Genomic DNA, 17,259 nt, shown 5'->3' on the forward strand with positions numbered 1-17,259 from the left:
TAGCAAATGACCGACAAAAAAGTTACTCGACTGCGTCGCGCTCGCAAAGCACGCCTGAAAATGCACGAACTCGAAGTCGTGCGTCTCTGCGTGTTCCGCTCGTCGCAGCACATCTACGCCCAGGTCATTTCGGCCGACGGCAACAAAGTCCTGGCAAGTGCCTCGACTTTGGATAAAGAACTGCGTGATGGGGCCACTGGCAACATCGACGCGGCCACTAAGGTTGGCCAGCTGGTCGCTACGCGTGCTAAAGCCGCTGGCGTCTCGCAGGTGGCTTTCGACCGCTCTGGCTTCAAGTACCACGGTCGCGTCAAGGCGCTGGCTGATGCTGCTCGTGAAGCTGGGCTGGAGTTCTAAGTTATGTCAAATAACGACCAAAAGCGCGACGAAGGCTACATCGAGAAGCTGGTTCAAGTTAACCGCGTAGCCAAAACCGTTAAAGGCGGCCGTATCTTCACTTTCACCGCGTTGACCGTGGTTGGTGATGGTAAAGGGCGTGTTGGCTTCGGCCGTGGCAAGTCGCGTGAAGTGCCTGCTGCGATCCAGAAGGCAATGGAAGCTGCTCGCCGCAACATGATCCAAGTTGATCTGAACGGCACCACTCTGCAGTACGCAATGAAGTCCGCCCATGGCGCTTCGAAGGTGTACATGCAGCCTGCTTCTGAAGGTACCGGTATCATCGCTGGCGGCGCTATGCGTGCTGTCCTCGAAGTTGCTGGCGTTCAGAACGTTCTGGCCAAGTGCTACGGCTCGACTAACCCGGTAAACGTGGTTCACGCCACTTTCAAAGGTTTGAAAGCTATGCAGTCTCCTGAATCCATTGCCGCCAAGCGTGGCAAAAGCGTCAAGGAGATCTTCTGATCATGGCTACCGTTAAAGTTACGCTGATCAAAAGCATGACCGGCCGCATCCCTAACCACAAACTGTGCGTTAAGGGTCTGGGTCTGCGTCGCATCGGTCACACTGTAGAAGTACTTGATACTCCCGAGAATCGCGGGATGATCAACAAGGCTTACTACATGCTGCGTGTCGAGGGTTAATCGATGAAACTCAATGATCTGAGTCCAGCGCCGGGTTCCCGTCGCGAAAAGCATCGTCCGGGCCGTGGTATCGGTAGTGGTTTGGGCAAGACCGGTGGCCGTGGCCACAAAGGTCAGTCCTCCCGCTCCGGTGGCACCATTGCTCCAGGCTTTGAAGGCGGTCAACAGCCGCTGCATCGTCGCCTGCCGAAGTTCGGTTTCGTTTCCCTGAAAGCCATGGATCGCGCAGAAGTGCGTTTGTCCGAGCTGGCTAAAGTGGAAGGCGACATCGTCACCGTGCAGTCCCTGAAAGATGCCAACGTGATCAACGTCAACGTACAGCGTGTGAAAATCATGCTGTCCGGCGAAGTTACTCGCGCTGTTACCATCGGAAAGGGAATCGGCGCCACCAAAGGTGCGCGTGCGGCTATCGAAGCAGCTGGCGGCAAGTTCGAGGAATAAATGGCTAAGCAAGGTGCTCTCTCTGCGCTCGGCAAAGGCGGTATGTCTGAACTCTGGGCTCGTCTGCGTTTTCTATTCTTGGCGATTATCGTCTACCGAATAGGCGCACACATCCCGGTTCCAGGTATCAACCCGGACCGACTCGCGGACCTGTTTCGACAGAATGAGGGGACCATTCTTAGCTTGTTCAACATGTTTTCCGGCGGCGCGCTGGAGCGGATGAGCATCTTTGCGTTGGGGATCATGCCGTACATTTCGGCATCGATCATCATGCAACTGATGACCGCCGTCAGCCCGCAGCTGGAGCAGTTGAAGAAGGAAGGTGAAGCTGGCCGTCGCAAGATCAGCCAGTACACCCGCTACGGCACTGTCGTCCTCGCTCTTGTTCAGGCAATTGGCATGTCCATTGGTCTGGCGGGGCAGGGCGTTGCGTTCACTGGTGACTTTGGCTTCCATTTCGTCGCGGTATCCACTTTTGTGGCTGGTGCGATGTTCATGATGTGGCTGGGTGAGCAGATTACTGAGCGTGGTGTTGGCAACGGTATCTCGATGTTGATTTTTTCGGGTATCGTCGCCGGTCTTCCGAGAGCGATCGGGCAGTCTTTCGAGTCTGCACGTCAGGGTGATATCAACATCTTCGCCCTGGTTGCCATCGGTTTGCTGGCAGTAGCGATTATCGGTTTCGTGGTGTTCATTGAGCGTGGTCAGCGTCGTATTGCTGTTCACTACGCCAAGCGTCAGCAGGGCCGTAAGGTCTTCGCTGCGCAGACCAGCCACTTGCCGCTGAAGGTGAACATGGCCGGTGTTATTCCGGCTATTTTCGCGAGCAGCATTTTGCTGTTCCCGGCTTCGTTGGGTGCCTGGTTCGGTCAGTCTGAAGGTATGGGCTGGTTGCAGGACATCTCGCAGTCGATCGCTCCTGGTCAGCCGTTGAATATTCTGCTGTTTAGTGCAGGGATTATTTTCTTCTGCTTCTTCTATACGGCGTTGATGTTCAATCCGAAAGACGTAGCGGAAAACCTGAAGAAGTCCGGTGCCTTTATTCCGGGCATCCGTCCAGGTGAGCAGTCTGCGCGCTACATTGATGGCGTTCTGACTCGCTTGACCATGTTCGGTGCTCTTTACATGACGGCCGTCTGCCTGTTGCCCCAGTTCCTGGTGGTTGCAGCAAACGTACCGTTCTACCTTGGCGGGACCTCGTTGCTGATCGTGGTCGTGGTTGTGATGGACTTCATGTCTCAAGTACAATCGCACCTCGTTTCGCACCAGTACGAATCCCTGATGAAGAAAGCCAACCTGAAGGGTTACGGCAGCGGCATGTTGCGCTGAGTACCCATAAGGTTCGAGGAGTTGGTGATGAAAGTTCGTGCATCGGTGAAAAAGCTGTGCCGTAACTGCAAGATTATTCGCCGCGAAGGTGTTGTTCGAGTAATTTGCAGCGCGGAACCGCGTCACAAACAGCGCCAAGGCTGAGTGTGATTGTGCTTCAAGCCCGGCAGCTAGTGCGCTGCCGGGTTGATTATTTGTTATTACAGCGATATTATCTCGCGCCCTATTTCTTGGCTTCCGGGGCGTAGGTAGCTGTCAATTGGAGTCCCACTGAATGGCCCGTATTGCAGGCGTTAACATTCCAGATAACAAGCATACTGTTATCTCGCTGACCTACATCTATGGTGTTGGTCGCACTACTGCACAGAAAATTTGTGCAGTGACTGGGGTAAACCCAGCCGCAAAGATCAAAGATCTGAGCGACGAGCAGATTGAACAGCTGCGTGGCGAAGTGGCGAAGTTCACCACTGAAGGTGACCTGCGTCGCGAAATCAACATGAAAATCAAGCGTTTGATGGACCTCGGTTGCTATCGCGGTCTGCGTCATCGTCGTGGTCTTCCAGTGCGCGGTCAGCGTACCAAGACTAACGCGCGTACCCGTAAAGGTCCGCGTAAGCCGATCCGCAAGTAATCGCCCCAGCGAATCGACAGGAAATTAATCATGGCTAAACCTGCTGCTCGTCCTCGTAAAAAAGTTAAAAAGACAGTGGTTGATGGCATCGCCCACATCCATGCTTCTTTTAACAACACAATCGTGACCATCACCGACCGTCAAGGCAACGCTCTTTCCTGGGCTACCTCCGGTGGTTCGGGTTTCCGCGGTTCCCGCAAGTCCACCCCGTTTGCTGCTCAAGTAGCTGCTGAACGTGCTGGTCAAGCTGCGCTGGAATACGGCCTGAAAAACCTCGACGTTAACGTCAAAGGTCCAGGCCCAGGTCGTGAATCTGCAGTCCGCGCTTTGAACGGCTGTGGCTACAAGATCGCCAGCATCACCGACGTGACGCCAATCCCGCACAACGGGTGCCGTCCGCCGAAGAAGCGCCGCGTGTAATCCAGGAGATTGTAAAGAATGGCTCGTTACATTGGTCCAAAATGCAAACTCGCTCGTCGCGAAGGCACCGATCTCTTTCTGAAGAGCGGCGTGCGCGCGATCGAATCGAAGTGCAACATCGAAGCAGCACCTGGTATCCACGGCCAACGCCGCGGTCGCCAGTCCGATTACGGCACCCAACTGCGTGAAAAGCAGAAGGTCCGTCGTATCTACGGCGTTCTCGAGCGTCAATTCAGCGGCTACTACAAAGAAGCTGCTGGCAAGAAAGGCGCAACTGGCGAAAACCTGTTGCAGCTGCTCGAATGCCGCCTGGACAACGTTGTATACCGTATGGGTTTTGGCTCTACTCGTGCCGAATCCCGTCAGCTGGTATCGCACAAGTCGATCAGCGTTAACGGTCAGACCGTAAACGTTCCGTCTTACCAGGTTCGTGCTGGTGACGTGGTCGCAGTTCGCGAGAAAGCAAAGAACCAACTTCGCATTGTCCAAGCTCTCGATCTGTGTGCCCAACGTGGCCGCGTAGAATGGGTAGAAGTAGACACTGAGAAGAAGTCGGGCGTTTTCAAGAACGTTCCTGCTCGCAGTGATCTGTCCGCCGACATCAACGAAAGCCTGATTGTCGAGCTCTACTCCAAGTAAGGGCTAGAAAATAGGTGCATCCATGCAGATTTCGGTAAATGAGTTCCTGACACCCCGCCATATTGATGTGCAGGTTGTCAGTCCAACCCGCGCCAAGATCACTCTCGAGCCTCTCGAGCGTGGTTTCGGCCACACCCTGGGCAACGCGCTGCGCCGCATCCTGTTGTCCTCAATGCCCGGCTGTGCAGTAGTCGAGGCCGAGATTGACGGTGTGCTCCACGAGTACAGCGCCATCGAAGGTGTACAGGAAGACGTAATTGAAATCCTGTTGAACCTTAAAGGTCTGGCTATCAAGCTGCACGGTCGAGACGAAGTTACGCTGACCTTGTCGAAGAAGGGTTCGGGGGTGGTTACCGCTGCCGATATTCAGCTGGATCATGATGTCGAGATCGTTAACCCCGATCACGTAATCGCTAACCTGGCGTCTAACGGCGCCCTGAACATGAAGCTCACCGTAGCTCGTGGTCGTGGTTATGAACCGGCAGACTCGCGTCAGAGCGATGAAGACGAAAGCCGCAGCATCGGTCGCTTGCAGCTTGACTCTTCGTTCAGCCCGGTTCGCCGTATCGCATACGTGGTGGAAAACGCCCGTGTCGAGCAGCGTACTAACCTGGACAAGCTGGTTATTGATCTGGAAACCAACGGTACTCTGGATCCTGAAGAGGCTATCCGCCGTGCTGCAACCATTCTGCAACAGCAGTTGGCTGCGTTCGTCGATCTCAAAGGTGACAGTGAGCCAGTGGTTGTCGAGCAGGAAGACGAGATCGATCCGATCCTGCTTCGCCCGGTTGACGATCTGGAACTGACTGTACGTTCGGCTAACTGCCTTAAGGCGGAAAACATCTACTACATCGGTGACCTGATTCAGCGTACCGAAGTAGAGCTGTTGAAGACTCCGAACCTTGGCAAGAAATCCTTGACTGAAATCAAGGACGTTCTGGCCTCCCGCGGTCTGTCCCTCGGCATGCGCCTCGACAACTGGCCGCCTGCAAGTCTTAAGAAGGACGACAAGGCGACTGCCTGATCGTCGTAATCACCGAACGTTGTGTTTGGTAAGGAATGAACCATGCGTCATCGTAAAAGTGGTCGTCACCTGAGCCGCACCAGCTCGCACCGCAAGGCCATGTTTCAAAACATGGCGGTGTCGCTGTTCGAGCACGAGCTGATCAAAACTACACTGCCAAAAGCCAAAGAACTGCGCCGCGTTGCTGAGCCGCTGATCACTTTGGCCAAGACAGACAGCCTGGCTAACCGCCGTCTGGCTTTCGACCGTACTCGTTCGAAAGCTATCGTTGGTAAGCTCTTCAACGACCTGGGCAAGCGTTACGCTACCCGTGAGGGTGGCTACCTGCGCATCCTCAAGTGCGGCTTCCGCACTGGCGACAACGCGCCTATGGCGTACGTCGAGTTGGTTGATCGTCCTGTCGGCGGTGAAGCTGTATCCGCTGAGTAAGACGTCAGTCTGAACAAAGAACCGGGCCTAGTGCCCGGTTTTTTGTGCGTGTAAGAAACGCGCTATTTGTACAAGCTTCCTTGCAGTTCATACCTTCAGTATATGAACGGGATTGTTGGTAGTATTTTTCTATTGATGTCTGCAAATTAATGAATTTGTAGATGTCATGATTGATGGTCAATACTCCCTCCCACGCCAATTAGCCGGCAGTTCCAAAACTGACAGAGGATGAGATCGCATGAGCCAAAACAGCACGCTTACGACCGCCAGTGGCGCTCCTGTCGCCGACAACCAGAATTCCCGCTCCGCAGGCCCTCGTGGTCCTTTGCTGCTCGACGATTTCCACCTGATCGAGAAGCTTGCGCACTTCAATCGTGAAAACATCCCTGAGCGTCGTGTACACGCCAAAGGTTCGGGTGCCTACGGTACGTTCACCGTAACTCGCGATATCACTCAGTACACCAGTGCCAAGCTGTTTGAGTCTGTCGGTAAACAAACCCCGACATTCTTGCGATTCTCCACTGTGGGTGGTGAGCGCGGTTCGGCCGATACCGAGCGTGATCCACGTGGTTTCGCCCTGAAGTTCTACACAGAGGAAGGCAACTGGGACATCGTCGGTAACAACACGCCGGTGTTTTTCATCCGTGATCCGCTGAAATTCCCCGACTTTATCCATACCCAGAAGCGCCTGCCGCAAAGCAACCTGAAAAGCGCGCAGATGATGTGGGATTTCTGGTCGCACTCGCCTGAGGCGTTGCACCAAGTCACCATTCTGTTCTCGGACCGCGGCATCCCTGACGGCTATCGCCACATGCATGGCTTCGGCAGCCACACCTACAGCCTGATCAACGCCAATGGCGAGCGTCACTGGGTGAAATGGCACTACAAAACCAGGCAAGGGATCAAGAACCTCGCTCCGGCAGAAGCGGCACGCCTGGCGGGTACCGATCCGGATTACGCGCAGCGTGACCTGTTCGGCGCGATTGAGCGCGGTGATTTCCCGAAGTGGAGTGTCAATATCCAGATCATGACCGAGGCCCAAGCCGAGGCTCATTACGAGAACCCGTTCGACGTGACCAAGACCTGGTCGCAGAAAGAGTTCCCATTGATCGAGGTGGGTGAGCTTGAACTCAATCGCAATCCGCTGAACTACTTCGCTGAAGTCGAGCAGGCGGCGTTCGGTCCGAGCAACATGGTCCCGGGTGTCGGTCTGTCGCCTGACCGCATGCTGCAAGGTCGCGTGTTCGCTTACGCTGACGCTCACCGCTACCGTGTGGGGACCAATCACCAGCAACTGCCGGTGAACGCGCCTCGCAGCCCGGTCAATACTTACCAGCGCGACGGCTCCATGGCGTTTGGCGCCAATGGTGGTGCAGCACCGAACTACGAGCCGAACAGCTACGTAGAATCACCGAAACAGGCACCGCGCTACGCGGAACCTGCTTTGGCCTTGAGCGGCGCGGCTGATCGTTACGATCATCGCGAAGACACCGATTACTACAGCCACGCTGGTGCGCTGTTCCGCCTGATGAGTGATGAGCAGAAAAACCTGCTGGTCAACAACATTGCCGGCGCAATGGCTGGTGTTTCCAGCGATGTGGTTGATCGTCAATTGCAGCATTTCTTCAAGGCCGACCCGGCGTATGGAGAAGCAGTCGCAAAGGCACTCAACGTACAGCTTAACTAAGTCTAAACGATAAGCAGAACCGCCCTCATTTGGGCGGTTTTTGCGTTATTTAAACCGCTTTTCTCAGAATATCTTCGCTTTTATTGCGTCGGGCGAGTGACCTTCCGGTCAGGTTGGTTCAAACTACAGACTTTAAAGCAGGGAGATGTAGGGCGATGCAAGGTCACCCAGACGTAATCGATTACCTCAACACGTTGCTGACAGGCGAACTGGCAGCCCGTGATCAATATTTCATCCATTCGCGGATGTACGAGGACTGGGGTTTCACCGAGCTCTACGAACGTATCAACCACGAGATGGAAGAAGAGGCGCAACACGCTGATGCCCTGATGCGTCGGATCCTCATGCTCGAAGGCACCCCGCGTATGCGTCCGGACGATCTGGATGTCGGCACCACTGTGCCTGACATGCTCGCCGCTGACCTGCGTCTGGAATACAAAGTTCGCGCAGCGCTCTGCAAAGGCATCGAGCTTTGCGAGCTGCACAAGGATTACGTCAGCCGCGAGATCCTGCGTATTCAGCTGGCCGATACCGAAGAAGATCACACCTACTGGCTCGAGAAGCAGTTGGGTCTGATCAAGCTGATTGGCCTGGAAAACTATCTGCAATCGCAGTTCTGATCTTTAAAGCGCAAAGATCGCAGCCTTCGGCAGCTCCTGCAGATGTACGCATTTCTATGTAGGAGCTGCCGAAGGCTGCGATCTTTTAGCAGGCCATACAAACAAAAGCCCCTGTCACTGATGAAGTGACAGGGGCTTTTTCGTGGCCCTGATTCAGGCCCTGTCGCGAGCCAGCAATGGTTTGAGATAGAAACCAGTGTGAGACTGCTTCATTTCCGACACTTCCTCTGGCGTACCGACGGCAATGATCTGGCCGCCTTTGGAACCACCTTCCGGCCCCAGGTCCACCAACCAATCAGCGGTCTTGATCACGTCCAGGTTGTGCTCGATCACTACCACGGTATTGCCGTGGTCGCGCAGGCGATGCAGTACGTCGAGCAGTTGCTGGATATCCGCAAAGTGCAGGCCGGTGGTCGGCTCATCGAGGATGTACAGGGTCTTGCCGGTATCGCGCTTGGACAGCTCGCGGGACAGCTTCACCCGCTGGGCTTCACCGCCGGACAGCGTCGTCGCCGATTGCCCCAGCTTGATATAGGAAAGACCTACGTCCATCAACGTCTGAAGCTTGCGCGCCAAGGCTGGAACGGCGTCGAAGAACACCCGGGCTTCCTCGATGGTCATCTCGAGGGTTTCGTGGATGCTCTTGCCCTTGTACTTGATCTCCAGCGTCTCGCGGTTGTAGCGCTTGCTCTTGCAGACGTCGCAGGGGACATAGATGTCTGGCAGGAAGTGCATTTCCACCTTGATCAGGCCATCGCCCTGACAGGCTTCGCAGCGTCCGCCCTTCACGTTGAAGGAGAAACGCCCTGGTCCGTAACCGCGGGAGCGGGATTCCGGCACACCGGCGAATAACTCTCGAATCGGCGTGAACAGACCGGTGTAGGTCGCCGGGTTAGAGCGCGGCGTGCGACCGATCGGGCTCTGATCGATGTCGACGACCTTGTCCAGATGCTCAAGGCCCTTGATGCTGTCATGTGCGGCAGCCTCAAGCGTCGTTGCGCCATTGAGTGCCGTAGCGCTCAAAGGAAACAGCGTGTTGTTGATCAGCGTCGATTTGCCCGAGCCGGACACGCCGGTGACGCAAGTCAGCAGGCCAATCGGAATCTCCAGATCTACATCGCGCAAATTGTTGCCGCGAGCGCCTTTGAGGGCCAGCGACAACTTCTTGTTACGCGGCGTGCGTTTGGCTGGCACTGCGATCTTCACCCGGCCCGACAAGTACTTGCCGGTCAGCGAATCAGGGTGAGCCATGACCTCGGCCGGCGTACCTTCGGCGACGATATGCCCACCATGCACACCCGCGCCCGGGCCGATATCCACCACATAATCGGCCAGACGAATCGCGTCTTCGTCGTGCTCGACCACGATCACCGTGTTGCCGATGTCGCGCAGGTGCTTGAGGGTGCCCAGCAACCGGTCATTGTCCCGTTGATGCAGACCGATCGACGGCTCATCGAGGATGTACAGAACCCCCACCAGGCCGGCACCAATCTGACTGGCCAGACGAATCCGCTGAGCCTCACCGCCGGACAGCGTGTCGGCACTGCGATCCAGTGACAGATAGTCGAGGCCGACGTTGACCAGAAACTGCAGCCGCTCGCGGATTTCCTTGAGAATCTTGTCGGCAATCTCGCCACGGCGACCGGTCAGTTTCAGCACGCCGAAATATTCACAGGCGTCGCCGATCGGCAGATTAGTCACCGCCGGCAAAGTCTTCTCGCCAACCCATACGTGCCGCGCCTCGCGACGCAGACGAGTGCCGCGGCAATCCGGGCAGGGTTGGGTGCTGAGGAACTTGGCCAGTTCTTCACGGACGGAAGCCGATTCGGTTTCGCGGTAGCGGCGTTCCAGGTTCGGCACGATGCCTTCGAACGGGTGCGAACGTTTGACGATATCGCCACGGTCGTTCAGGTATTTGAAGTCGACGTTCTGCGAGCCACTGCCATGCAGGATGAACTTCTGCTGATCGGCCGGCAGGTCGTTGAATGGCACTTCAAGGCTGAACTTGTAGTGCGAGGCCAGCGAGCCAAGCATCTGGAAGTAATAGACGTTGCGCCTGTCCCAGCCGCGAATAGCGCCTTCCGCCAGCGTCAGTTCGCCATTCACCAATCGCTTGATGTCGAAAAACTGCTTAACACCCAAGCCATCGCACGTCGGGCAAGCGCCGGCCGGGTTGTTGAAGGAAAACAGCTTGGGTTCCAGCTCGCTGATGGCATGGCCGCAGATCGGGCAGGCGAAGCGAGCGGAGAAGATGATTTCTTCGCCGGGCTCGTCGTCCATCGGCGCGACCAGTGCAATGCCGTCCGCCAGTTTCAACGCAGTCTCGAACGACTCAGCCAAACGCTGTTGCAGATCGGCGCGGACCTTGAAGCGGTCGACCACGACGTCGATCGAGTGCTTCTTCTGCTTATCCAGCTTCGGCAACTCGTCCAGCTCGCAGAGCCTGCCGTTGACCCGGGCCCGCACAAAACCCTGGGCGCGCAGTTCTTCGAAGACGGAGAGGTGCTCGCCCTTGCGCTCGCGGATCACCGGAGCCAGCAGCATCAGTTTGCTGCCCTCCGGTTGTGCCAGCACCAGGTCGACCATCTGGCTGACGGTCTGGGCTTCCAGTGGAATGTCGTGGTCCGGGCAACGTGGAATACCGACGCGAGCGTAGAGCAGGCGCAAGTAATCGTAGATTTCGGTAATAGTGCCAACCGTCGAGCGCGGGTTGTGCGAGGTCGACTTCTGTTCGATGGAGATCGCTGGCGACAGACCTTCAATGGTGTCTACGTCAGGTTTTTCCATCATCGACAGGAACTGCCGGGCGTAGGCCGACAGCGATTCGACATAACGGCGCTGGCCTTCGGCGTACAGCGTGTCAAAGGCCAGGGACGACTTGCCGGATCCGGACAGGCCGGTGATGACGATCAGTTTGTCCCGTGGCAGGGTCAGGTCGATGTTCTTCAGGTTGTGGGTTCGGGCCCCACGAATCAGGATCTTGTCCAAAGTGGCCTCGCTCGGCGGGCGTCGAAAACGTAGGAGTATACGGCCAAATACTGGATGGATGCACACTATCAAATGCGGGGCGCGCAGCCTTAGATGAAGACTGCGTCATCTGTGCGCGTCATAGCGTCGCGATATACCCCGTCAATCGATGGGACTGGTAGAATCGCCGCCGGTTCACATGAGGTTTTTCCATGCACGATCCCCACAGCGAACGCATGAGTGGCAGTGAGACCCGCGCAGCAAGCGGTCTGGCCCTGGTGTTCGCCTTCCGTATGCTTGGCATGTTCATGGTGTTGCCGGTTCTGGCGACCTATGGGATGGACCTGGCAGGAGCGACCCCGGCCCTCATCGGGTTGGCGATTGGCGCTTACGGCCTGACCCAGGCGATCTTTCAGATTCCTTTCGGCTTCATTTCCGACCGCATCGGTCGACGTCCGGTGATTTACCTGGGGCTGATCATCTTCGCCCTGGGGAGTGTGCTGGCGGCCAATGCCGATTCGATCTGGGGTGTCATCGCCGGACGCATCCTGCAAGGCGCCGGGGCGATTTCCGCGGCGGTCATGGCATTGCTGTCGGACCTGACCCGGGAACAGCATCGGACCAAAGCCATGGCCATGATCGGCATGACGATTGGTCTGTCGTTCGCTGTCGCCATGGTTGTAGGACCGTTGCTGACCCGTGTCTTTGGCCTGTCCGGGTTGTTCTTCGCCACCGGTGGCATGGCGCTGGTCGGCATCGTCATCGTGATGTTCATGGTGCCGCGCGCGACCGGGCCGTTGCAGCACCGCGAGTCCGGCGTCGCCCGTCAGGCGCTGATACCGACGCTCAAACACCCGGACCTGCTGCGCCTGGACCTGGGCATTTTTGTGTTGCACGCGATGTTGATGTCGAGCTTCGTTGCATTGCCCCTGGCCCTGGTCGAAAAAGCCGGGCTGCCCAAAGAGCAGCACTGGTGGGTGTACTTGACCGCGCTGCTGATCTCCTTCTTCGCCATGATCCCGTTCATCATCTACGGCGAGAAGAAACGCAAAATGAAACGAGTTTTATTGGGCGCAGTGCTGACGCTGATGCTCACTGAGCTATTCTTCTGGCAGTTCGGCGATAGCCTGCGGGCTCTGGTAATCGGGACGGTGGTGTTCTTCACCGCGTTCAATCTGCTGGAAGCCTCTTTGCCATCGCTGATCAGCAAGGTTTCACCGGCAGGCGGCAAGGGCACGGCAATGGGGGTTTATTCCACCAGCCAGTTCCTCGGTTCGGCGCTGGGCGGGATCCTCGGCGGCTGGATGTTCCAGCACGGCGGTTTGTCGGTTGTATTCCTCGGATGCGCCGGCCTGGCTGCCCTCTGGCTGGCCTTTGCTGTTACCATGCGCGAACCACCTTACGTCACGAGCCTGCGCTTGCCGTTGTCGCCCGAGGCGATCCGCGAAGCGGGTCTGGTCGAGCGCCTGAAGGCCGTCGTAGGGGTAACAGATGCAGTGATCGTCGAAGATGAAGCGGCGATTTACATCAAATTGGACACAGAACTATTGGATCGCACCACCCTTGAGCGCCTGGTGAACAACCCGGCCGGGGCAGCGTGCGTAGCCTAGGAGAACGTTATGGCCCGTGGGGTTAACAAAGTCATATTGGTCGGCACTTGCGGCCAGGATCCCGAAGTTCGCTACTTGCCTAACGGTAACGCCGTGACCAACCTGAGTCTGGCGACCAGCGAACAGTGGACCGACAAGCAAACCGGTCAGAAGGTCGAGAAGACCGAATGGCACCGTGTTTCGATGTTCGGCAAGGTTGCCGAAATTGCCGGCGAATACCTGCGCAAAGGTTCGCAAGTGTACATCGAAGGCAAGCTGCAGACCCGCGAGTGGGAAAAAGACGGTATCAAGCGTTACACCACTGAAATCGTGGTCGACATGCAAGGCACCATGCAACTGCTGGGCGGCCGTCCACAGCAGGGCGACCAACAAGGCGGGGGCAATAACTACCAGCAGTCCGCCCCGGCCCCACGCCAACAGGCTCCGCGTCCGCAGCAGTCGGCACCGCAACAGTCGCGCCCGGCACCAGCTCCACAGCAGGCCGCTCCGCAGCCGGCTCCGGATTTCGACAGCTTTGATGACGATATCCCGTTCTAACCTACATAAGATCAAAACGTAAAGGTGATTGATCAGTTAAGCGGTTAAATCATAGCCTTACGTGAGTAAACAAAAGCCCTCTTTGCTGTAAAGCTGGGAGGGTTTTTTTTCGCCACGTGTAAAGCTGACCTACAATTTGCTCCACAATCAAAGAATGTAAAAATAAATGCTCGTTTGGCGCTTGATCAAGCCTTAGCGCAAGAACAGATATTGGATGGAGCTGAGGATTCGCCCTTTTTGCAAGTTATGAACATCCACAAGGCGAAGGGAAAGCAATTCGATGGCGTAATTTTGGTTCGGGAGGCAAGGAGAAGCGGCGCCGTTGCGGAGTCATCGTTCATTTGGCGAGGCGGCGCGAAGCAGGGAGCTGTTTGTCGCCACTACACGTGCCGTTTCCTTCGGTGGGGCGAGTGGTGATCGATGGCGATGCATTTCGCTGGGTGGCGGCGTTCTGGGATTACTGATGTCGAAGAGCGGGTTGTGGTGAGCCCGCTCACCACAACCACCGACAATAAATCTCGCCCCTGTGCAGCTGACGAGAATACGGCGTTATACCACCGCGGCAGCCGTGGCGGGTTCACCGTCGACCACTACGTTGTACGGTGCCTGTTCGCGATCACGCAGGCCGTAATCACGAATCACCGATGTCACGCGCACGCGATAGTCATCGAAGATTTTGTCCCGCCCGGCGCGCTGGGCCGACAGGTGGGCTGTCACGTTGCGCCACTGCACCACGGCTTCCTCATCGCGCCAGGTGGTGACCGACATCACCTTCTTGGGGTTCAGCGTGCTTTGAAAGCACTCGACGGAGATAAACCCGTTCATGGGTTCAAGAAGCGGGGTCAGCTTGTTGACCAGGTCAACATAGGTCTCGCCCTGGCCTGGCAGTGCCTGCAACTCAAACAAAACTACGATCATTTTTGACTCCTCATCCTTGACGGTATTTTTCAGGTGGTTTTACACGGTGTAAATGCGGTGGGAGGTTGCCCGACCGCCTTTAGTGTTTTATCGGGGTGCCCAAGTTGTTCAGCCAGGCCCGCATGACGTGGCCCGCAGCGCGGCTCAGGCGGTCGCCGAGGTTAATGGCCTCGCTCCGCAACGCAACAGGATCGATGCCGGTTTGAGCCAGTTCGCTTGCATGGCCAACCAGCCATTGCTCGATGTTGGCGGTATCGGCTTCGAGGTGAAATTGCAGGCCGAGAATCGTGTTGCCCACGGCAAACGCCTGATGAGCACCTACCTGGGTACTGGCCAGCAGCACAGCGCCTTCCGGCACATCGAACTGGTCGCCGTGCCAGTGCAGCACGGGGGTGTCCATCAGCGCGGCGAGCGGCGAGTCTTGACCGGCCGCGGTCAGGGTCAGCGGTGAAAAACCGATCTCCTTGACCCCCATCGGGTAGACGTCGGCATGCATGGCCCGGGCGATCAATTGCGCACCGAGGCAGATGCCCAGCAGGGGATTACCGGACGCAACGCGCTGGCGCACCAGCTTCAATTCGTCGTGCAAAAACGGATACAGCTGCTCGTCATGGGCCCCGATAGGGCCGCCGAGTACGATCAGCAAGTCGGCCTGCAACACCTGCTCGCTGTAAATGGCGTCGACCGTGGGGTCCAGGTAAATCAGCGTATAGCCTTCTTCGGCCAGAACGGCATCCAGGGTGCCTACGTCTTCGAAGTGAATGTGGCGCAATGCAATGGCAGTTTTCATGGAAAAACCCAGTTGTTGAAGTAAGCACGGTAACGGTTCATGCCGTGGTGGTGAGGTCGACCTTGATCGTCCCGGATTGGGGGAAGGTGCAGCAGGCGAGGGCGTAGCCTTCGTCCTTGTCCTTGTCCGTCAGGCAAAAGTCGGGCTCAAGGGTGTAGTGACCCTCCGACACCTTCAGCCGGCAGTGACCGCAGATGCCGGCGCGGCAAAGGCTGCGCACCGTAATACCGCTGGTTTCGAGCATATCCAGCAAACTCTTGCCGGCGGGTGGCTCCAGCACCTGATCGTTGTGGTTCAAGTACAGGCGCAGCGTCGCGTCGGTCTGAGCCTCGGTCTGTGCGGCAGTGACCGGCGCGGCCGGTGGCGTGAATGACTCGATCAGCAAGCGGCTGGCGGGGAACATGGCCAGCGTGTGTTCGCGCATGCCCTGGGCGAAGCCATGGCTCCCGCAGATAACCACACTCTCGGGGTTACCCAGCCGGCGCAGGTCCTGGCCTTGGGGACGACCGGCGCTGAAGTGCCCGTTGTTGTTGACCGCTTCGCGGGTGACGAACACCTGCAAGGAGAACCACGATGTGGTCAGCTCAAGCTCCAGCAACTCATGTAGAAACGGAATCTCGGCGATGGTCGGCACACACAGCAGCAGGCTCACATCGGGCACCGCCAGTCCGCGTCGCGCGCGCTCGACCAGGCCGCGCAGCAACGCAATCGGTAAGGTGATGCCGATGCCGCCGGCGAGCATGCCGACTTGTCGGCAACCCAGAACCGACTCCAGCGAAATATCACCCGCCACAAACTGCACCGAGGTGGTCGAGCCGGCTTGCAGCGTAGCGTGCAACTGGTCCGAAACCCCGCCATGGCCTTCGCGCTTGACTGCAATGTCGAACCGGTCGGCGCCGCGCTTGCGCGTGATCGAATACAACCGCTGGTGATGGGTGCCCGCCATGTCAGCGGCGTGCAGGGCCACGTGTTTTCCTGCTTCCAGGCTGTCGAGGAATTCGGCGGTTGCGTCCACCGCGCGCAGGGTGAAGACTTTTACGTTGGCCGTTTCAATGGTCACGTGTTCGCACAGGGCCTGGAGGGACGTCATGGCGTTCATGCGCGGGCCTTCTCGCCTAAGGTTTCAATGGCATGCTCGGCACTGCTGAGGCCGTTGCCGGTCAAACCGATCCGGTCTATCAGGGCTTCGAGCGAGTCGGTGTAGACGCTGATTTCGTTGTTGTCGCCCACGTCATGCAGGATCTCGCCGGCATGGGGGAAATCCAGCATCGAAAACACGGTGGACCATGCGCCCATTTCGTTATTGGCGAACATCTGCACCGTGCGCAGGATGATCAAGCGCAGGTACTCGCGTTCCTTGCGGCTCAGGCCATTGACGATGTCGGAAGCGACGAAGCTGAAGACGCTGGAATGGCTCCACTCGTCCATAGCATGGGTGCGCGTGACCTCATGGCACACCGCCTGAATGCTGGCGTCCTCGGCCATGGTCTTGAGGTAGTCGGTGATCAGTGTTTCGCTGGCGCACGCGACGCCGAAGCGGGTCAGGCGTCGCTCCCATTCGGCGGTGCAGTTTGCCAGAAGGGCCTCGCGCCAGGTCACCAGGTTGAAGGCGCTGAAATCCAGCGGGGTGAGTTTGCGCATGTCATAGATATAGTTGCAGGCCATGATGGACATGCGCGTGTGCAGGGCTTCGTCGAGCAGTGCCTGAGACATCACGTCCTGCAGCAGGGCGCGGTTGTTGCTCGGCGGCGGGGTCTTGATAATGTCCTCGCAGGCAGGCACGACCACATTGCATTCGATGTAGATGGTCTTGAGGTTGTAGATGCCCCACGCGTAGGACAGGCATTTGGATTGCAAGTCCTGGGGGGCTTCGAGCCAGGCCTGGTGATAACGAAACGGCAGCAGCGACAGACTGAAGTCGTGCTTGTCGACATCAAAGGCGAGGCCCCAGTAGTTCGGTTGCGGGTTGTTGACGGCGGCGCGGGTTTTCCAGAGCGTGGATAGTTTGGCCAGCATGTTTTTTACCACGTCATCGGTACCACAATTCAAACGTTCCATGTTTTAACTCCAAGGAAATCGACTATTGGTGTTCGGGTTTACCGTGCAGTCCTTGCAAAAATAACGGGTCCGCACAAGCGGGGGGGGGGGGCAGCGCAATCAATGCGGGACGGTGCCCT

At 57.3% G+C, this 17,259-nt stretch carries 20 protein-coding genes; 15 read left to right on the plus strand and 5 right to left on the minus strand.

What is annotated here, in order from left to right; all coding sequences use genetic code 11:
* Positions 1–6 precede the first annotated feature (6 nt).
* The 13 genes from rplR (at position 7) to bfr (ending at position 8,260) form a co-directional block, all read left to right on the plus strand.
* Entirely contained in the window at positions 7–357 is a 351-nt protein-coding gene (rplR, locus tag BK662_RS16995; RefSeq protein WP_003186037.1) for a 50S ribosomal protein L18, read from the plus strand.
* A gap of 3 nt (positions 358–360) precedes the next feature.
* Entirely contained in the window at positions 361–861 is a 501-nt protein-coding gene (gene rpsE, locus BK662_RS17000; protein ID WP_003186035.1) for a 30S ribosomal protein S5, read from the plus strand.
* Between the two features lie 2 nt (positions 862–863).
* Complete coding sequence (rpmD, locus tag BK662_RS17005; protein ID WP_003186033.1) at positions 864–1,040, plus strand: 50S ribosomal protein L30; 177 nt, start codon at positions 864–866, stop codon at positions 1,038–1,040.
* 3 nt (positions 1,041–1,043) lie between these two features.
* Positions 1,044–1,481, plus strand: a complete 438-nt coding sequence (gene rplO / locus BK662_RS17010) for a 50S ribosomal protein L15 (protein WP_007896782.1) — start codon at positions 1,044–1,046, stop codon at positions 1,479–1,481.
* Positions 1,482–2,810, plus strand: a complete 1,329-nt coding sequence (secY, locus tag BK662_RS17015; protein WP_003228718.1) for a preprotein translocase subunit SecY — start codon at positions 1,482–1,484, stop codon at positions 2,808–2,810.
* Between the two features lie 27 nt (positions 2,811–2,837).
* Positions 2,838–2,954, plus strand: a complete 117-nt coding sequence (gene rpmJ, locus BK662_RS17020; protein WP_002555468.1) for a 50S ribosomal protein L36 — start codon at positions 2,838–2,840, stop codon at positions 2,952–2,954.
* A 130-nt stretch (positions 2,955–3,084) separates the two neighbouring features.
* The gene (gene rpsM, locus BK662_RS17025; RefSeq protein WP_003186020.1) at positions 3,085–3,441 is read left to right on the plus strand and encodes a 30S ribosomal protein S13; all 357 of its coding nucleotides are present in this window, start codon (positions 3,085–3,087) and stop codon (positions 3,439–3,441) included.
* Positions 3,442–3,471: 30 nt separating this feature from the next.
* On the plus strand, positions 3,472–3,861 hold the full coding sequence (gene rpsK, locus BK662_RS17030) for a 30S ribosomal protein S11 (RefSeq protein ID WP_002555466.1): 390 nt from the start codon (positions 3,472–3,474) through the stop codon (positions 3,859–3,861).
* Positions 3,862–3,879: 18 nt separating this feature from the next.
* Positions 3,880–4,500, plus strand: coding sequence for a 30S ribosomal protein S4 (gene rpsD, locus BK662_RS17035; protein WP_003176404.1), 621 nt, complete (start codon positions 3,880–3,882; stop codon positions 4,498–4,500).
* Positions 4,501–4,522: 22 nt separating this feature from the next.
* Positions 4,523–5,524, plus strand: a complete 1,002-nt coding sequence (locus BK662_RS17040) for a DNA-directed RNA polymerase subunit alpha (protein ID WP_003186012.1) — start codon at positions 4,523–4,525, stop codon at positions 5,522–5,524.
* Positions 5,525–5,566: 42 nt separating this feature from the next.
* Complete coding sequence (gene rplQ, locus BK662_RS17045) at positions 5,567–5,953, plus strand: 50S ribosomal protein L17 (RefSeq protein WP_007896790.1); 387 nt, start codon at positions 5,567–5,569, stop codon at positions 5,951–5,953.
* Positions 5,954–6,191: 238 nt separating this feature from the next.
* On the plus strand, positions 6,192–7,640 hold the full coding sequence (locus BK662_RS17050) for a catalase (protein ID WP_123359018.1): 1,449 nt from the start codon (positions 6,192–6,194) through the stop codon (positions 7,638–7,640).
* 155 nt (positions 7,641–7,795) lie between these two features.
* Positions 7,796–8,260 (plus strand): bacterioferritin, encoded by a 465-nt coding sequence (bfr, locus tag BK662_RS17055; protein ID WP_123359019.1) that lies wholly within the window; start codon positions 7,796–7,798, stop codon positions 8,258–8,260.
* Positions 8,261–8,413: 153 nt separating this feature from the next.
* Here bfr and uvrA read toward each other — a convergent pair whose 3' ends face one another.
* Entirely contained in the window at positions 8,414–11,248 is a 2,835-nt protein-coding gene (gene uvrA / locus BK662_RS17060; RefSeq protein ID WP_123359020.1) for an excinuclease ABC subunit UvrA, read from the minus strand.
* A gap of 191 nt (positions 11,249–11,439) precedes the next feature.
* Between uvrA and BK662_RS17065 the strand changes: the two genes are divergently transcribed.
* Entirely contained in the window at positions 11,440–12,837 is a 1,398-nt protein-coding gene (locus tag BK662_RS17065; protein WP_052967046.1) for an MFS transporter, read from the plus strand.
* A 9-nt stretch (positions 12,838–12,846) separates the two neighbouring features.
* The gene (locus tag BK662_RS17070) at positions 12,847–13,374 is read left to right on the plus strand and encodes a single-stranded DNA-binding protein (RefSeq protein WP_123359021.1); all 528 of its coding nucleotides are present in this window, start codon (positions 12,847–12,849) and stop codon (positions 13,372–13,374) included.
* Positions 13,375–13,923: 549 nt separating this feature from the next.
* On the opposite strand, the gene BK662_RS17080 is transcribed toward BK662_RS17070, so the two are convergent.
* The 4 genes from BK662_RS17080 to BK662_RS17095 all read right to left on the minus strand — a co-directional run bounded on the left by BK662_RS17080 (position 13,924) and on the right by BK662_RS17095 (position 17,140).
* Positions 13,924–14,292 (minus strand): antibiotic biosynthesis monooxygenase family protein, encoded by a 369-nt coding sequence (locus BK662_RS17080; protein ID WP_123359022.1) that lies wholly within the window; start codon positions 14,290–14,292, stop codon positions 13,924–13,926.
* 79 nt (positions 14,293–14,371) lie between these two features.
* Positions 14,372–15,082 (minus strand): glutamine amidotransferase, encoded by a 711-nt coding sequence (locus BK662_RS17085; protein WP_123359023.1) that lies wholly within the window; start codon positions 15,080–15,082, stop codon positions 14,372–14,374.
* A gap of 37 nt (positions 15,083–15,119) precedes the next feature.
* Positions 15,120–16,181 carry a 2Fe-2S iron-sulfur cluster-binding protein gene (locus BK662_RS17090; protein ID WP_123359024.1) on the minus strand — a complete coding sequence of 354 codons (1,062 nt, stop codon included), beginning with the start codon at positions 16,179–16,181 and terminating at the stop codon, positions 15,120–15,122.
* On the minus strand, positions 16,178–17,140 hold the full coding sequence (locus BK662_RS17095) for an AurF N-oxygenase family protein (protein WP_123359025.1): 963 nt from the start codon (positions 17,138–17,140) through the stop codon (positions 16,178–16,180). The genes BK662_RS17090 and BK662_RS17095 overlap by 4 nt, the downstream gene beginning before the upstream one ends.
* Positions 17,141–17,259 lie beyond the last annotated feature (119 nt).

It is taken from the genome of Pseudomonas frederiksbergensis (genome assembly GCF_003732275.1).
GTDB lineage: Bacteria > Pseudomonadota > Gammaproteobacteria > Pseudomonadales > Pseudomonadaceae > Aquipseudomonas > Aquipseudomonas frederiksbergensis_H.

Coding starts and splice junctions, on each gene's coding strand:
- rplR (WP_003186037.1), top strand. CDS start 7: ATGACCGACAAAAAAGTTACTCGACTGCGTCGCGCTCGCAAAGCACGC.
- rpsE (WP_003186035.1), top strand. CDS start 361: ATGTCAAATAACGACCAAAAGCGCGACGAAGGCTACATCGAGAAGCTG.
- rpmD (WP_003186033.1), top strand. CDS start 864: ATGGCTACCGTTAAAGTTACGCTGATCAAAAGCATGACCGGCCGCATC.
- rplO (WP_007896782.1), top strand. CDS start 1,044: ATGAAACTCAATGATCTGAGTCCAGCGCCGGGTTCCCGTCGCGAAAAG.
- secY (WP_003228718.1), top strand. CDS start 1,482: ATGGCTAAGCAAGGTGCTCTCTCTGCGCTCGGCAAAGGCGGTATGTCT.
- rpmJ (WP_002555468.1), top strand. CDS start 2,838: ATGAAAGTTCGTGCATCGGTGAAAAAGCTGTGCCGTAACTGCAAGATT.
- rpsM (WP_003186020.1), top strand. CDS start 3,085: ATGGCCCGTATTGCAGGCGTTAACATTCCAGATAACAAGCATACTGTT.
- rpsK (WP_002555466.1), top strand. CDS start 3,472: ATGGCTAAACCTGCTGCTCGTCCTCGTAAAAAAGTTAAAAAGACAGTG.
- rpsD (WP_003176404.1), top strand. CDS start 3,880: ATGGCTCGTTACATTGGTCCAAAATGCAAACTCGCTCGTCGCGAAGGC.
- BK662_RS17040 (WP_003186012.1), top strand. CDS start 4,523: ATGCAGATTTCGGTAAATGAGTTCCTGACACCCCGCCATATTGATGTG.
- rplQ (WP_007896790.1), top strand. CDS start 5,567: ATGCGTCATCGTAAAAGTGGTCGTCACCTGAGCCGCACCAGCTCGCAC.
- BK662_RS17050 (WP_123359018.1), top strand. CDS start 6,192: ATGAGCCAAAACAGCACGCTTACGACCGCCAGTGGCGCTCCTGTCGCC.
- bfr (WP_123359019.1), top strand. CDS start 7,796: ATGCAAGGTCACCCAGACGTAATCGATTACCTCAACACGTTGCTGACA.
- BK662_RS17065 (WP_052967046.1), top strand. CDS start 11,440: ATGCACGATCCCCACAGCGAACGCATGAGTGGCAGTGAGACCCGCGCA.
- BK662_RS17070 (WP_123359021.1), top strand. CDS start 12,847: ATGGCCCGTGGGGTTAACAAAGTCATATTGGTCGGCACTTGCGGCCAG.
- BK662_RS17080 (WP_123359022.1), bottom strand. CDS start 14,292: ATGATCGTAGTTTTGTTTGAGTTGCAGGCACTGCCAGGCCAGGGCGAG.
- BK662_RS17085 (WP_123359023.1), bottom strand. CDS start 15,082: ATGAAAACTGCCATTGCATTGCGCCACATTCACTTCGAAGACGTAGGC.
- BK662_RS17090 (WP_123359024.1), bottom strand. CDS start 16,181: ATGAACGCCATGACGTCCCTCCAGGCCCTGTGCGAACACGTGACCATT.
- BK662_RS17095 (WP_123359025.1), bottom strand. CDS start 17,140: ATGGAACGTTTGAATTGTGGTACCGATGACGTGGTAAAAAACATGCTG.